The 16,425-nt window shown below is 51.2% G+C and carries 12 protein-coding genes; 7 read left to right on the top strand and 5 right to left on the bottom strand.

Annotated elements, in window-relative coordinates; all coding sequences use genetic code 11:
- The first annotated feature begins 62 nt into the window (after window positions 1-62).
- From nadB to hemA, 6 genes are all read left to right on the top strand, one after another.
- Window positions 63-1,619 carry an L-aspartate oxidase gene (gene nadB / locus BW972_RS18255; RefSeq protein WP_076423177.1) on the top strand — a complete coding sequence of 519 codons (1,557 nt, stop codon included), beginning with the start codon at window positions 63-65 and terminating at the stop codon, window positions 1,617-1,619.
- Window positions 1,620-1,713: 94 nt separating this feature from the next.
- The gene (locus BW972_RS18250) at window positions 1,714-3,258 is read left to right on the top strand and encodes a sensor histidine kinase (RefSeq protein WP_007658693.1); all 1,545 of its coding nucleotides are present in this window, start codon (window positions 1,714-1,716) and stop codon (window positions 3,256-3,258) included.
- Window positions 3,259-3,264: 6 nt separating this feature from the next.
- Window positions 3,265-3,711 carry a response regulator gene (locus BW972_RS18245; protein ID WP_007658692.1) on the top strand — a complete coding sequence of 149 codons (447 nt, stop codon included), beginning with the start codon at window positions 3,265-3,267 and terminating at the stop codon, window positions 3,709-3,711.
- Window positions 3,712-3,889: 178 nt separating this feature from the next.
- Window positions 3,890-5,119 (top strand): hybrid sensor histidine kinase/response regulator, encoded by a 1,230-nt coding sequence (locus tag BW972_RS18240; RefSeq protein ID WP_076423176.1) that lies wholly within the window; start codon window positions 3,890-3,892, stop codon window positions 5,117-5,119.
- 2 nt (window positions 5,120-5,121) lie between these two features.
- A complete protein-coding gene (locus BW972_RS18235; protein ID WP_007658680.1) occupies window positions 5,122-6,183 on the top strand; it encodes a response regulator in 1,062 nt (353 codons plus the stop codon).
- Between the two features lie 89 nt (window positions 6,184-6,272).
- Window positions 6,273-7,538, top strand: a complete 1,266-nt coding sequence (gene hemA, locus BW972_RS18230; protein WP_007658679.1) for a glutamyl-tRNA reductase — start codon at window positions 6,273-6,275, stop codon at window positions 7,536-7,538.
- 105 nt (window positions 7,539-7,643) lie between these two features.
- On the opposite strand, the gene BW972_RS18225 is transcribed toward hemA, so the two are convergent.
- The 3 genes from BW972_RS18225 to BW972_RS18215 form a co-directional block, all read right to left on the bottom strand.
- Entirely contained in the window at window positions 7,644-8,258 is a 615-nt protein-coding gene (locus tag BW972_RS18225; RefSeq protein ID WP_076423175.1) for a carboxypeptidase-like regulatory domain-containing protein, read from the bottom strand.
- Between the two features lie 23 nt (window positions 8,259-8,281).
- Window positions 8,282-9,127, bottom strand: coding sequence for a carboxypeptidase-like regulatory domain-containing protein (locus tag BW972_RS18220; protein ID WP_076423174.1), 846 nt, complete (start codon window positions 9,125-9,127; stop codon window positions 8,282-8,284).
- A 226-nt stretch (window positions 9,128-9,353) separates the two neighbouring features.
- Complete coding sequence (locus BW972_RS18215; protein ID WP_007658670.1) at window positions 9,354-9,668, bottom strand: putative quinol monooxygenase; 315 nt, start codon at window positions 9,666-9,668, stop codon at window positions 9,354-9,356.
- A gap of 228 nt (window positions 9,669-9,896) precedes the next feature.
- Here BW972_RS18215 and BW972_RS18210 point away from each other — a divergent pair, with 228 nt between their 5' ends.
- Entirely contained in the window at window positions 9,897-11,180 is a 1,284-nt protein-coding gene (locus BW972_RS18210; protein ID WP_234986443.1) for a serine hydrolase, read from the top strand.
- Window positions 11,181-11,242: 62 nt separating this feature from the next.
- Here the strand turns inward: BW972_RS18210 and BW972_RS18205 are convergent, their stop codons facing one another.
- Window positions 11,243-12,673 (bottom strand): SusD/RagB family nutrient-binding outer membrane lipoprotein, encoded by a 1,431-nt coding sequence (locus tag BW972_RS18205; RefSeq protein WP_076423173.1) that lies wholly within the window; start codon window positions 12,671-12,673, stop codon window positions 11,243-11,245.
- Between the two features lie 14 nt (window positions 12,674-12,687).
- Window positions 12,688-15,807 carry a SusC/RagA family TonB-linked outer membrane protein gene (locus tag BW972_RS18200; RefSeq protein ID WP_076423172.1) on the bottom strand — a complete coding sequence of 1,040 codons (3,120 nt, stop codon included), beginning with the start codon at window positions 15,805-15,807 and terminating at the stop codon, window positions 12,688-12,690.
- Window positions 15,808-16,425: the final 618 nt, after the last annotated feature.

Below are 16,425 nucleotides of genomic sequence, written 5' to 3'. Positions count from 1 at the left end.
TCAGTTATGGTGAGAAATCCTATGGTCCTTTGCCAACACAACCCTAGTCCAGTTCATTAAAAATGAAAGTGCCAGATTTTGATTTCGTGGTGTTGGGCAGTGGCATTGCAGGGCTTACGTTTGCCCTGCAGTCCGCTGCCCATTCCCGCGTACTGGTGCTTTGCAAAGCTACCCTTTCCGAAACCAATACGGCCTACGCACAGGGCGGTGTAGCCGCCGTGCTCGACCCTAACGACACCTTTGAACAGCACGTGCAGGACACGCTCGAGGCGGGCGCAGGACTGTGCCGGGAAATGGCTGTGCGCTTTATGGTGCAGGAGGCGCCTGCCGCTATCCGCTGGCTGCAAGGTATGGCCGTGGGCTTCGACAAGGACGGATCTGGCGATATGGCCCTTGGGCTGGAAGGCGGCCACAGCCATCACCGTATTGTGCATGTAAAAGACCACACGGGACGCAGCATACAGCAGGCCTTGGAGGAGGCGGTGCGGCGACATCCGAACATTTCGGTGCAGGAACATCAGATGGGTATAGAACTACTCACGGATACCAGCGACACAGGTACGTTTTGCTATGGCGTACAGGTGCTGGATCTGCACACCAACGAGGTTCGGTCTATACAAGCGCAAGCGGTGGTGCTGGCTACCGGCGGGGCGGGACAGGTATACCAGTACACCACCAACCCAGGTATAGCCACCGGCGACGGACTGGCCATGGCGGCCCGAGCAGGAGCCGAGATCCGGAACATGGAGTTCTTCCAGTTTCACCCGACAGCGCTTTACCAACCAAACGGGGAGGTATTCCTGATCAGTGAGGCGCTGCGGGGAGCGGGGGCGGAGCTGGTCCTGCCCGACGGCAGCCACTTTATGCACCTTTATCACTCCATGGCTTCGCTGGCTCCCCGCGATATCGTGGCCCGCGCAGTGCTCACCGAAATGCAGCGCCACAACAGTCCTTGTCTATACCTGGATGTGCGCCATCTTCCGGCCGGAAAGGTGCGACAGGGTTTTCCTTCTATTTATCATAAGTGTGCCACTATTGGCATTGATGTAGAAAAGCACCTGATACCCATCGTGCCGGCAGCGCATTACCAGTGCGGCGGCGTGAAAGCAGACCTGCGCGGACGAACTTCCATTGACCGCCTGTATGCGATAGGAGAGGTGGCCTGCACAGGCGTGCATGGGGCAAACCGACTGGCCAGCAACTCGCTGCTGGAGGGGGTGGTGTTTGCCCGGAGTGCAGCAGAGCATGTAACGGACATCGTCGCAAATCAGGAAGGGGCTATACCTGATAGTACTGAAGAAAAAGAGTATGTCGGTGCCTTGTGGTTGGGTATGCGGGCTGAGGTAGCACGCAGCCGTGCTAAATTACAAAAGTTACTTTGGGAACAGGCCGGCATTGTCCGTTCAGTCAAAGGCCTGCTGCGCTGCCAATCCGAAATTGAGGCGCTACAGCGGAAGGCGAAAGGTATACGGGAACTGACAGGTATACAGCAGGAGGTGCTGGAGCTCCAAAACCTGATCACAGTGGCCGGGCTGATCACAGATGCTGCCTTGCTTAGGCGTGAAAATGTGGGTGGGCATTTCGTAAAGGAAAACTTATCAGAATTATGCGCTGTATAAGACCAGAACCAAATGAAGCTATGGTATAATATGGGACTCTGCGCTTCCTTTGACATTAAGGCCGTAGTGCGTATATTTAGCAAAAGAAATACGCGTGAAAGAACAAGACCATTCCGATAACCACCAAATAGACAGCGAGTCACGCTTAAAAGCCATCATCGAAACGGCTATTGACGGCATCATTACCATTGACCGGAGAGGTGTCATCGAAACCGTAAATCCGGCGGCAGCCCACATTTTTGGCTACCATCCTGAAGAAATCATCGGACAGAACGTAAGCGTACTCATGCCGGAACCCGATCATAGCCTGCACGATACCTATCTTGAAAACTATCACCGCACAGGGGTAGGGCAGATCATTGGAAAAGGGCGCGAGGTACTGGGTAAGAGGAAGAACGGTAAGGTCTTCCCGTTTCTGCTCAGCATCAGCGAAGTGAACCTGCACGACAAGCAGATCTTCACAGGTGTGATCCACGACATTTCAGAACTCAAAAAAACGGAGGCTGCCCTGCGTGAAAGTGAGAGCCGCATCAACTCCATCATCCAGACGGCAGTAGACGGCATCATCACCATCGACACGCGTGGCGTCATCGAAATGGTTAATCCCTCGGCATGCAGGCTATTTGGTTACGACGCTTCAGAAGTACTGGGCCGGAAGATCAATATGCTGATGCCGGAGCCGGACAAGAGCCTGCATGACAACTACATGCATCACTACCACGAGACGGGTGAGAAACGCATTATCGGAATAGGACGTGAGGTATCCGGCCTGAAAAAAGACGGTACCATTTTCCCGCTATACCTGAGCATCAGTGAAGTGCAGCTCTCAGACCGTAAGGTATACACTGGCTTCATCCACGACATCACAAGACAAAAAGTAACAGAAGAGCGCCTGCGCCGCTACGCTGCCGAACTGGAGCGAAGTAACCGGGAATTGCAGGACTTTGCCTACGTTTCGTCACACGACTTGCAGGAGCCGCTGCGCAAGATACAGGCTTTCGGTGACCGACTCAAGATGAAGGAGTACGAGAACCTGAGCGAGCAGGGCAAGGACTATGTGGACCGGATGCTCAACGCCGCCAACCGCATGCAGAACCTGATCAACGACCTGCTCACGTTCTCCAGGGTGACGTCCCAGGCGAAGCCTTTCTCTAAAACAGACCTGAATCAAATTGCAAGGGAGGTCGTTTCAGATTTAGAAATTGCCATAGAGCGCAACCATGCCAAAGTAGAGATAGGGCCACTACCCACTATCCAGGCCGAGCCGACGCAGATGCGCCAACTGCTGCAGAACCTGATCAGCAATGCCATCAAGTTCCGCAAAGAGGAGGTAGACCCGGTAGTGAAGGTATACGCGAAGGAGCTGCAGCTGAAAGCCCACATGACCTCCACGCCAGGCGACGAGCTGGTGGAGCTGCACATCGAGGACAACGGCATCGGCTTTGAAGAAAAGTACCTGGACCGGATCTTCAACATCTTCCAGCGACTGGAAGGGCAGAAATACGAAGGCTCCGGCATTGGACTGGCCATTTGCCGCAAGATTGCGATCCGCCACGGAGGTGATATCACAGCCAGGAGCAAACCGGGGGAAGGAACGCATTTTATTGTTACCTTAGCAAAAACTCACCTGAAGGAATAAACGCCTATGAAATCGAATAGACCAATCGTGATACTGATAGCTGACGACGATGCCGAGGACCGCATGCTCATAAAAGAAGCGCTTGACGAGAACCGGCTGAGTAATGCGATTCAGTTTGTGGAGAACGGCGAGGAACTGATGGACTACCTGCACAACCGCGGAAATTTCGCTGACAAAGGCAAGTACCAGACACCCGGCCTGATCCTGCTTGACCTCAACATGCCCAAAAAAGACGGTCGTGAGGCGCTGAAAGAGATCAAAGCTGACGATCACCTGCGCGTGCTGCCGGTGGTGGTGCTGACTACATCCAAAGCGGAAGAGGACATCCTGCGCACCTACGATCTGGGCGTGAGCTCCTTCATTACCAAACCAGTTACTTTCACAGCCCTGGTAGACGTAATGAAAACCCTGAGCAAGTACTGGTTTGAAATAGTAGAACTGCCGAAACCCTAGTAAGTTTAGGAGTTGGGGAGTTTGAGAGTTTAGGAATTATGAATTTTCAGTTTTGAGTTGATGAAAGAATGAGACTCAATCACTTAGTTAAGTCAATTCAACTTTCTAAAGCTGTTACCCTACTCTTAACCCCCTAAACTCCCCAACTCCTAAACTCTCTAACTCCCAAACTCAAAATATGCCTGACAGAATTCGTGTTTTGCTGGTAGATGATGATGAAGATGACTTCATCATTGCGCGTGATATCATGGACGATATACCCGGGCGCAATTACGTGCTCGATTGGGCGCCGTCCTTCAACGAGGCCATCAGCATAATCAGGGAGCAGCGACACCATGTATACCTGGTCGATTTCAGGCTGGGGGCGCATGACGGACTGGAGCTGATCACGCAGGCTGTGAACGAAGGTATAACAGCACCGTTCATTTTGCTAACAGGTCAGAGCGACCGTGAAACGGACGAAAAAGCCATGCGGGCCGGTGCGCAGGACTACCTGGTGAAAGGCACTTTCAATCCATACGACCTGGAGCGCTCGATCAGGTATAGCATAGAGCACGCCAAGAGCCTGGCTGAGATTCAGAAGCTGAACACGGAACTGGAACAACGGGTAGAGGACCGCACACAGGAGCTTGCCGCTGCCATACAGAACCTGGAGAAGGCCAATAAGACACTTAAAAAAGCGCAGCAGGAGATTTACAAAGCCCTGCAAAAGGAGAAGGAACTGCATGAGCTGAAGTCACGCTTCGTGACCATCGCCTCACACGAGTTCCGGACTCCGCTCAGCACCGTGCTTTCATCGGCCTCACTGATCACCAAATACAAGTCTGCCGAAGATGATGAAAAACGCCTGAAGCACGTAGGCCGCATTAAGTCCGCCGTTCATAACCTGACCAATATCCTGAACGATTTTCTGTCGATCAGCAGGATGGAGGAAGGTAAGATTCACAATGTGCCGAGCACGTTTGACCTGCAGAGTTTCGCAGCAGAGGTAGTCGACGAAATGCAGGGCTTCCTGAAAGAGGGGCAGCGCATTGATTACCGGCACGAGAGTGAACAAATTACCGTATACCTGGATAAGCAACTCATGCGCAACGTCATGATCAACCTGCTCTCAAACGGAAGCAAATACTCAGGAGAGGACAGCACGATCTGGTTTACAACAGACATCAAGGGAGACGCAATAAGGCTGGTTGTGCGTGACGAGGGGATCGGTATACCTGAAGGGGACAAAGCACACCTGTTTACGCCGTTTTTCAGAGCGCAGAACGTTACCAATATACAGGGAACGGGTCTGGGCCTTAATATTGTAAAAAAGTACGTAGAGATAATGGGCGGCGAGCTGCACTACGAAAGCGAACTGGACCGCGGCACTACTTTCACCATCACATTGCCATACACTACCGCATAAGTATGAGAAAAATATTACTGATTGAAGACAACCAGGAGATCCGCGAGAATACCGCCGAGATCCTGTCGCTGGCCAACTACCAGGTCATCGAAGCACCTAATGGAAAGATAGGCGTGGACCTGGCCAAGAAGGAGCATCCCGACCTGATCATCTGCGACATCATGATGCCACAGCTCGATGGCTACGGGGTGCTGCACATGCTCAGCAAAAATCCGGAAACGGCCAGTATCCCCTTCGTCTTTTTGACGGCCAAGTCAGAGAAAGACGACTTCCGCAAAGGCATGAACCTGGGCGCCGACGACTACCTGACCAAGCCTTTTGATGACGTGGAGTTGCTCGACGTGGTAGAAATGCGCCTGAAGAAAAACGAGATCCTGAAAGCTGAATTTCAGCGTGACGTGCAGGGCATTGATAACTTCATACAGGAGGCAAAAGGTTATGAAGAGCTCAACAAGCTGATCTCCGAAAACCGTCGTGTGACGGTGTTCCGTAAGAAGCAGCATTTGTTCTCAGAGGGCAATTACCCGAGCAACCTCTACTTCCTTAACAAAGGCAAAATCAAGACATATAAGTCAAACGAAGAGGGACGTGAGTACATTACCAGCCTGTACAAAGATGGTGATTTCATCGGCTACCTGGACCTGCTGGAGGAGAAGACCTACCGCGAATCAGCCATGGCGCTGGAGGACTCAGAGGTATACATCATCCCGCGTGAGGACTTCTATACCTTGCTCTACCAGAACCGCGACGTAGCAGGCAAGTTCATCAAGATACTGTCCGATAACCTGGCTGACCGTGAGGAGCGACTGCTGAAGCTGGCCTACAACTCCGTACGCAAACGTGTGGCAGAGGCCCTGCTGTTTGTAGAAAAGCAGTATAAGGAAGACCCGAACTATAAGTCAGAAGTGTCAATCACGCGTGAGGACCTGGCCAGCATTGTAGGTGCTTCCAAAGAAACGGTGATCCGTACTCTGGCTGATTTCAAAGACGAAAACCTCATCGATACCCGCGGCAGCAAGATCACGATCCTGAACTCGCAGAAGCTGGAGCGGATGAGGAATTAAGGGTGACATTTCTCCTACACGAAAGTGACCAAAGTCATACTTTCCGACCCCAGCTTTTAAGACCTTTGCATTGTATCTGAGAGAAAGACATGCAAAATCAGTTTAAAGCCCTTACATTATCTTACAAGCAAGCACCCATTGCCGTACGTGAAGCCGTGTCGCTGAACGAAATCGGCTGCCGTAACCTGCTCGATAAGATCAGCGAGTTCACCAATGCGCAGGATGTCATGGTGCTTTCTACCTGCAACCGCACAGAGGTGTATTATTCTGCTGCGCAGGACCTGTCACGCGAGATCATCAAACTGATCGCGATTGAAAAGGGCTTTATCGCTACTAAAGAAATTGCATCTTATTTCCAGAACATCACCGATCACATGCAGGCGGTACAGCACCTGTTTTATGTGTCGCTGGGTCTGGAGTCGCAGGTAGTGGGCGATATGCAGATACTCAACCAGGTGAAAAAAGCCTACCAGTGGGCTGCTGATGCCGATATGGCCGGTCCGTTTCTGCACAGGCTGATGCACACCATCTTCTATACCAACAAGCAGGTATTCAACCAGACCGCCTTTTTTGACGGTGCCGCTTCGGTATCGTATGCCACGGTAGAGCTGGTAGAGGAGCTGACCAGAGGGATGGCTGATCCGCGTGTGCTGATGATCGGGGTAGGGGAGATCGGGGCCAATGTGTGCGACAACTTCGGCAAGTCGAAGATCAGCAATATCACCATCGCCAACCGAACACACCACAAAGCACTCGAGCTGGCTCAGAAGACCAATGCCCGTGCTATTTACTGGGAAAACGTTTGGGAAGAGATGGCCCAGGCAGATGTGGTGATCTCTTCTGTACCGGGCGACTGCTTCTTTATCGGACAGGCTGATATTGCGCAGCTAGGTGAAAATGCACCTCAGTTCTTTGTAGACTTGTCTATGCCGCGCAGCATCGACGCCGCCATTGAAGCTTTACCAAATGCCAGGGTATACAACGTGGACAACATCCGTAACCGCGCCACCGAAGCGCTGACCATGCGTATGGCCGCTATACCGCAGGTAAAGGACATCATAGCAGAAGCCATGACTGAATTCAACGCCTGGACCCGTGAAATGGCCATGTCACCTGCTTTGCAGCAGTTCAAGAGCCGATTAGAGGAGATTCGTCAGCAGGAACTGGCCCGCTATACCAAGAAGCTGGGTGACAGCGAGAAAGAACTCGTAGAAGCGATCACTAAAAACATCCTGAACAAGATCGTGAAACTGCCTGCCCTGGAGCTGAAAGCAGCCTGCCAGCGTGGTGAATCAGAAGCACTGCTTGAAGGACTGAGTGCGCTCTTCAATCTGGAAGAAAAGCAGGAAGCCTAGATTATACCTGTTAAGCTTCCGAATTAGTAGATAAACTTATTGAACAATGGCGAAACTCTCCCACTGGGGAGAGTTTTTGTTTTTATGGCTTCGCTTAAAGCAACACTAATAGTACTTGATCGGGATTGAAAACACTTTCAGAATATCCGGTACCCTGAAGCGTGCCTCACGCTGTCCCTGCTGTATTCCCTGACCGTACCTGTAATTTGCATCTGCATCCATAGCTGGCATGTCTGTAATGGACTTATAGACTACTGGTGGCGGAATAACGGGTAATTGCTCCGTAGGGTCTTGGGGAAGTTTAGTTCTCAGGACAGCCTGCTTCAGGTCATATTCCGTTGCCCATGGCATCACATCCACAGTGGGTAGGGTATTGCGCCTTTCTTCCAGCCTGATGCTTAAGGTAAGACTACTCTCTTTGATGTTAGCAGGTATGGTCATGTATAGCTTTTCGAAGCCCAGCGCTGCAAACACCACCGTATCTCCTGCCACTACGGGCATCGAGAAATAACCACTTTTTCGGGTGTGCGTGCCTCGGGTAGTGCCCGGTACATACACCGCCACCCCTTCCAACTCCGTCAAGCTATCGCCTGCTACCACCCGACCGGAGAATTGCAGAATTTGCTTGTCTTTTATAAGACGCAACTGTGCCTCTGCCGCAAAGAACTGCATCCAGCAAAGTGCTGTCAGAAAGAGAACACGACCGGCTAGCTTTTTCATACAGCGTGGTTGAGCCCGGTGCCCTATTGTCTTACTGTCACGTAAGCCGCCAGCCGGCCTCCAACCCCTTTTTCCCAGTCTCCCAGGCTGGCTTTTCTGGAATAGAAGCTGCCGCCCAGTGCTGCGCCGTAAATGAAAATGTACTTTTCGTGATTGCCGTATTCGGGTAGGTATTCTATACCTAAAAAGAAGTCCTCATCCACTACCAGGCCATATTGCTCGAGCGGAACAGTGACCCAGCCTTTTGTAAGCGGCAACCGCCTGATGATGCTTTTCTCGATCAGACGCTCACCCGGCATACCTGCTTCGTTTTTATACAGGTTGATGCGGAAGGAAGCGGAGTCGCGTTTGATGCTGCGCAGGTATACCGTGGCCGATAAGATCTCAGATGTTTTATTGTTGAGGTTGATGAATTTGCCCAGCTCCGAAATGTCTTCTGAGTGCACTGTTTCAGCTGAACCATACAGGAGAGGGTTGCGCGAAGTAGTGCCAAATTTCTTGACCTTAGCAGCCTTGTTGCTGATGACAATTTCCCGGAGCGCCGTGGTTTTTTCAGAGAGCTCAAAAGCAGTCAGGCCACCGGAGAGTATGCTTGAAATGGGCAGGGAAAGCTCATGGTACCCAATGGCCGAAAACGTGAGGGTGTCGTGGCGGTACTCCTCTTTCAGGTTGAGCGTAAAGCTGCCATCCGGTCTACTGGCGGTGCCCAGGTTCTTTTTCTTGATACCGATGTTCGCATATGGTATAGCCTCTTGCTGCGCAGCGTTTGTGACCGTTCCGCTTATCTGAAGACCCTGGCCAAAAGAGATACTGGCCATGAAAAGGAAAAAGAAAGTGATGAGCAGACGGCTTAGTTTGTTCTTGGGCATAGCTTGAATCTTTTGATAGTTTTGGTGAGGCTATACCTTGTTTAGGTATAGTTGCTATCAGGAAGATTCCATATCTATAACATAGGTTGCAAGTCATAGAACAAATTTCTCACGGTGTATCTACATTCGGTTAGACATAAATGAATTTGAAATGCTGAGTCGCTTTATCAGCAATTACTCTAGAGGATACTCGTCTTATATACCTAGTGTCGATGCCTCAGGTATCTCAATCAGGTAAACCCGCTCCACCCAGTACCTCCAATACCTGTCCTTTTTCTGGTCTGCCAGCCAGTAGCGGCATGGCCTGGCCGATCAGCTCTTTCACGCCAGCCACTTGCAGGGAGTTGTCGTGGTCCTCTTTGCTGTCCCATACTTCCGTCACCCATACCCCATCTGGGGTCTCCTGATCCTGACTTACCAGGTATAGGAGGCAACCCTTTGCTGTGGAAACCAATTGAGCGGCTTGTAAAAGTATTGCAGCAAGCTTGTCGCCGTTTCCGGCTGTTGCCTGTAGTTTTCCGTGCAGACCGTATTTGTTCATGGATGTGGATTTAAGATGAAGGTATGTTTCAACTGATACTATGCCATCGGGTTTGATTTGGGAGGTATAGCGTTACAATATAGAAATTCCCGATGTATTTGTTGACCTGAAGTATAGGAGGTAAAAACTAAAATGCCTTTTCTGAGAACTTAGCTTAATTTATACCTGAAATGTAGGACAAACCGGGAAAAGCTGCTTATTTTAACCTTAACCCGATCACCTCCTGCCATGAAAAAGACACCCCTTAATTCGATGCGCAAGTTGGCGCTATACCTGAGTTTGGTCGGAAGTATCTCCGTGGCTTCCTGCGCTGGCAGTAAGCAGGGAGCAAGCAGACAAACTAATATGATCGAAAAAATTCTTGCGGCACAGCCCGAGCGGTTCAAAAGCATTCTCGATAATCCGGACCATTACCGGTTGCAGATCCTCTATACCCAGATCGACCGCGACGAGCAGAACCAGCCGCACTTCACCTCCTATACCTACCGCGTCAATCCGCAGGAGTATTTCTACCCGGCAAGTACGGTGAAACTGGCAGGAGCCATTACAGCGCTGGAGAAGCTCAATGAACTGGGTATAAACGGCCTGGACAAGTACACGCCCCTGCAAGTGGACAGTGCCTATGCCGGTCAGAGCACGGTGCAGGGCGACAGTACTTCAGCGGATGGACAGGCTACCATTGCACACTACATCAAAAAGCTGTTTCTGGTGAGCGACAACGATGCCTACAACCGCCTCTATGAATTTGTGGGGCAGCAGCAACTGAACCAGTCGTTGCATGAAAAGGGTTTTAAAGACGTGCAGCTTGTACATCGCCTCAGTATCTTTTTGAGTGCAGACGAGAACCGGCATACCAATCCGTTCCGGTTTTACAAAGACGGGCAGTTGATCTACGAACAGCCCTTGGCTAATAACCCAACTCCATTCACGCAGGCAAAGTTTGGGGGCATGCTGGGCAAGGGACACATAGTGGACGACAAGCTGGTAGATGGGCCTATGGACTTCAGTGTCAAAAATTACATTTCATTGGAGGCTCTGCAAGGCATACTCAAGACTGTACTGTTTCCGGAGGCAGTGCCGGCGGAGCAGCGCTTTAACCTGACCGATGAGGACTATACCTTCCTTTACAAGTATATGAGCATGTTGCCCCGTGAGAGCGACTACCCAAGTTACGACCCGAAGGAGTTTCCGGATGGCTACGTGAAATTTCTGATGTATGGCAACTCAAAAGAGCGTATACCTGAAAACATCCGCATCTTCAACAAGATCGGCAATGCCTATGGCTTCCTGATTGACAATGCCTATATCGTGGATTTTGAAAAGAAGGTAGAGTTCATGCTGTCGGCAGTTATTCTGGTAAACGAAAACGGAATCTTCAATGACGGCAAGTACGAGTACGAAACTGTAGGCTATCCTTTTATGCAGAATCTCGGCCGCGCGTTCTATGAGCACGAAGTGAAGCGCAAAAAACAGCACCTACCTAACCTCGATAGATTCAAACTGGAATACTAAGCTCTTCCTTGATTAGGAGAAAACAAAAGCCGGTCCACACAAGCAGACCGGCTTTTTAACTGCTACTGGTCCCACCAAAGTGGTTCTGACAAGGCAGGAGTGTTCGGTGTATTCGGATTCTTGCTGGATTCACCCTGCGGATAAGCGACTCTGCGGATAAAAGTGGTCAGTTCAGCATTGGCAGGAAGGTCGAAGTCAGCGTACTGGTAATCGTAGCGCCGGGCATCCGTCCAGGCTTCGGCATTGAGGTACGTCACAACGTATTTCTCCTTGAAAATCAAATCAAGTGTTAGGTTGGCGGCTCCCACAGCTACGGCAGGGTTGCTAAGGTAAGCATTACGCTCGCCCTCCGGCACACCCAGCTTATTCATATGCGCTGTTATCCCTGCTAAGTAAGCAGCGTAGGCCCGTTCGCGGTTGCCGGCTCTGAAAGCGGCTTCGGCCTCGATGAACTTCATCTCGGCATACGAAGCGATGGTGATGGGCGAAGTTTCTCCCGTCAGTGGGGAAGTGATGGAGATATATACCTCATCACGATCCGTGTTACTTCTTGTACCCACGTTGCCTACGCCGTTTGGCGTACCTATGTAAGGGGCTATTGAAAACTTAGGGTCGGTCGGTTCGGTAATGCGTGGTAAGCGTGGGTCAAATACGCCATATGTCGTGCCGTTGAGGTGGTCTACGAACTGCTCCGACAGCCAGCCGCCCAATACCAGTTGCGTGTTGCTAATTGCTACCTGGGCCCAGGGGTTGCGTACTTCAAACACCTCCATCTCCGCATCATCAGCATTGGACTGGTAAGAGTTGTCGACGGCAGTCAGTACGGCAGTAGGGTCGTAGCTGGGAAGCTTGCTGACTTTATTGAGCATGCGTGCCTTAAAGGCATTGGCCGTGCGAATCCATTGGGTCTTGTTGCCCCCGTGTATCAGGTCATCCGCTGCCCTGAGCGGGATGCGTGAATCTGTTTTGTTCAATTCAGCTATACCTTCGTCGAGCAGGCGCAGTGCTTCAGCATACAGGTCCTGCGAGGAATCAAACCGAGGTGTGAGGGTTGTGTTGTCGAAAGCCTGCGTATATGGGGCATCTCCCCAGTGGTCAACGATCAGGTTGAGGTGATAGGCCATCATGATGTTGGCAACGCCCACATAGTCGGTAGCGCCTTCTTCCATTCCTTTCTGCTTCATGTCCTGGATGTCAGCCATGGCCAGATAGATCGCATCCCAGGTGCCGGTGAGGTCCACCTCCTGGTAGGTATCGGTGGCGTTGCCGGCAACCGGACTGGCCAGGTACTGCACGTAAAAAGCAGTAGTGGCGGCTATGCGTTGGCTGTTCAGCCCGGTCTTGTGAGTGGTGGTGGAAAGCATGGCGTTCAGCGGCGGATTCGACACCAGGTTTGGATTTTCATGCAGGTCGAAGTAATCCTCGCAGCTTTGCAGGCTCAGCGATGCCCCTATCAGTGTGAAGGCAAGCGCAAATCTATATATCTTTCTCATGTTCGTTCCTCTTTTTAGAATCCTATATTCAGCGTAATCAGGTAGCTTCTCACGGCCGGGTATGTGAAACCGGCAAAACCAGTGACATTGCTACCACTTGGCGTGGAGCTGTTCTCAGGGTCAAAGCCAGAATATCTGGTCCAGAGCCACAGGTTGTTGCCGGTGAGTGCCACTGAGCTGTTTCGGATAAATATGTTTTCGAAGAGCCTGCTTGGCAGGGAGTAGCTGAGGGTCAGGGAGCGTAACCTGATCCAGGAGGCATCTTCCACAAAGTTTTCGGAAACGCCGCGGTGGAAGCGGCGGTAAAAACCGTCACCGTAGTCTACGCCGTCAGGTCCCACGCCTTGTCCGAGCCATACCTGTTTTGTGTTAGGTGTTCCGTCTGCCAGCACACCTTCAAAAACCCTGAAATCCTCTCTGTCTTCTGTATAATCAGCTATACCAAACGCAGAGAAGAAGTTGCCCATCTGGTTGTATTTCTCGTGTCCCCACTGGGCATCAAACAAGCTAGTCAGGCTCAGACCTTTGTAACTAAAGGTGTTCGTAAAACCACCAATCCAGTCAGGCATGGAATTGCCCAGGATCTTCTGGCTGGTAAGCGGCGCACGTACCGGAAAGCCATTCTCACCGATCACGATTGGCCGGTCCTTGTCAATAAACAGCGGATCCTCTTCAGCCCCACCGTAATAGCGCTGCCAGTGTGAACCATAGATATTACCATATGGCTGACCGGGTATCAATTTCATAGTAACCGTGGAACCTACATAACCGAACTGGGAGGCGTATGTAATCTCCTCGAGTCCTTCCCGTATGCTCAGGATCTTGTTGCGGTTTGCCGAGAAAATCAGTTTGGAGTCCCAGGTGAAATCCTGCGTTTGAACAGGCACGGCGTTCAGAACGATCTCCACACCCTTGTTGCGCATTTCACCGGAGTTCACGGCAGCGCGCACATAACCTGTTGTAGAGGCGACGGCAATGTTGATAATCTGGTCTTTGCTGAGTGAGTAATAATAAGTGAAGTCAAAACCCAGGCGATTGTTCAGAAACGACATCTCCAGACCAGCTTCATAAGTGTCGGTAAATTCGGGGCGCAGATCCACATTGCCCAGCAGCGCAGCGCGTGTAAAACCAGTGTTTCCTGTCGGCAGACCTGTGTAGGAAGCGAAACCGGATGAAGTGGCATATTCCTCCGCATCCTTACCTATCTGCGCATACGACAACCTCAACTTAGTTTGGTTGATGAAAGAAGGCAGCTCCATATGCTCAGAGAACACATAGCTCAGGCTTGCAGAAGGGTAGAAGAATGAGTTATTCGGTTTTCGCAGGGTAGAGGTGATGTCGTTGCGGCCGGTCAGTGTCAGGAAAAGGAAGTCCCGGTAGTCGACAGAGGCCTCTGCGAACAAGCCCATCAGGCGGTATTCCCTTAAATCCTGAGTAGAGGTAAGCAGACGTGCGTTTGGCAGGAAGAACCAGTCGTGCACCGTCAGCTCATTGCCGAATACCCCGAAGCTTTTGACTCTTCTGTCGTACAACTCGTGCCCCAGGCGCAGGGTAGCGTTAAAGTCTTCTCCAAAACTTCTGTTCGCGGATGCCAGGAAAGTGGAGTTGATAGCACGGAACTTGGTGGTATACTCCCCTACGAAGCCTTGTCCGTTGTCTTCGTACACACGCTCCCCCGCCACACCCAAGGGGCCCGGAGCCGTTCGTGTGCGGTCATCGTTGTAGGTGTCCAAACCGATGCGGTAGGTCAGGTCAAGCCAACTGGTGGGAGTGTAGCCAAAGCTCAGGCCACCTATGAATCTGTTTACGTCATCTTCCAGTCGGTTGGTCGCGGCTCCGTATATCGGGTTGTTGTTGCCGTAGGAGTTCATGGTGCCGTCCGGCTTCCGGTAATCCGTCACATCCCATCGGGGCGACCAGTAGCTCAGGCTTTCATTAAAGCGGTCGGCGTTGTAGCGGGCCCCTCCGGAATTCACATAGTTGAAATTGGCGCCGGTTCTAAATTTATCGCTAATCTTTACTTCGGCGTTCAGGCGAGCCGAGGTATTGCTGAAGTCCGTGAATGGCAGCACTCCCTCATGTGTAAGGTGGGAGATAGAGGAAAGGAAGGTGATGGCCTCGGTACCGCCCGAAAAGGAAAGTGAGTTGCGGAACTGGTGTCCCATCTCGTAAGCGTCTTCAAAATGGTTGTAGAGTCTTTCGGGGTGTGTCGGATCTAGCTGACGGGCTTGTTCTACACGGGGACCCCACGATGGAAAGAAGTTTGTTGCGTCATATACACCCCGGGTTCCCTGGCTATAGGTACTCTGCATATCCGGGAATTTGTTTACCTCTTCTATACCTGCTGTGCTGGTAAAATTCACGCGTAGCGAGCCCTGCTCACCCCGCTTGGTGGTAATAACCACGACACCATTAGCACCGCGCAAACCATACAGCGCTGTTGCGGCTCCACCCCGCAATACGTTGATACTCTCAATGTCATCGGGGTTGATGTCAGCGAGGCGGTTACTCATGCCCCTGAGTTCGGCACCGGCCCCCACAGTGGAGGTGGAGTTGTCCATCAGCACCCCATCAATCACAAAAAGCGGCTGGTTGTTACGGCCCACGTCAATCGAGTTGATGCCCCTGATCTGGATATTGGTGCCTTGCCCCGGTGCGCCGCCTGTGCTCGAAATAGTAGCGCCGGCTACTTTTCCCTGCAGGGCATTGAGTACGTTGGGCTGACGGTGCTGTGTCAACTCTTCCGATTGGACGGACTGCGCGGCATAGCCCAATGCCTTTGTCTCACGGGTAATGCCCAGCGCCGTCACCATCACTTCCCCGAGCTGCTGCGCATCGGTGTTGAGGGTCACATTGATCGTGGACTGGCTGCCTACTGTAATCTCTCTTGTCTGGTAGCCCAGAAAGCGGAAAACTAGGACTGCGCTGTTGTCGGGCACCTGGATCTGGTAACTGCCTTCGGAGTCTGTTGCTACACCGGTGGTGGTGCCTTTAACGGCCACACTTACCCCCGGCATGCCCTGGCCTGTGTCAGAGGCGGTCACACGGCCGCTGACTTGCCGCTGCTGTGCCCAGGCACCTGTGGCACCAAGCACAAATAGCATCAACAAAATGAGTGTAAAGGTGTTCTTCATAAGTTTCTCATTTATTGCATTATAATATTTATTTAAAGCGCATCATCTGTCTGTTATCCAGCATAACGGGTGGTCTAAGTCATGATGAAGCTAGTCCGCTCATGAACTACAGGGTATTGCCTTGTAGGACGTGAACCTGCTGCTATATTCTGGCTTAGTGTCATCTGGTAGAGTGGAATAGAAGTAATGGTTAATGTATGTTATATGAATAATTTATAAAAAAGTTGTCTTATCTGTGTGAAATACGCAGATATAGGAATAGCTGCTACTGGAAACTTGCTGCTAGCTGCAAGTTTTGAGTTTAATCCGATAAAGTTTGGCAGCTTAAATAGGAGGTGTGTTACTGGGGCTGTATGAAAGACCAAATTGGGATAGTACCAGTTTTTAAATAGGACCTACTACACCTCAAGGATAGCAGCGATGAGATATGCATTAGTATTACAAATAGATTTCCAGCTGACACATTGGACTTGACAAGCTGTGCCAACGGGTTATATGCTCCTTTGATCCTTTGCAAACTGGAGTGGTATCCGGGATTGGCTTATCGGTTTGAGTTATAAACACTTCGCTTGTTAGCGGGTACTAACCTTTTAAAATGGGGGAGTTTAAAGCAGGATG

It is taken from the genome of Pontibacter lucknowensis (assembly GCF_900156415.1).
In the GTDB taxonomy this organism is placed as follows: domain Bacteria; phylum Bacteroidota; class Bacteroidia; order Cytophagales; family Hymenobacteraceae; genus Pontibacter; species Pontibacter lucknowensis.
The sequence above is the reverse complement of the archived record's forward strand: the minus strand, read 5'-3'. Positions and strand labels throughout refer to the sequence as shown.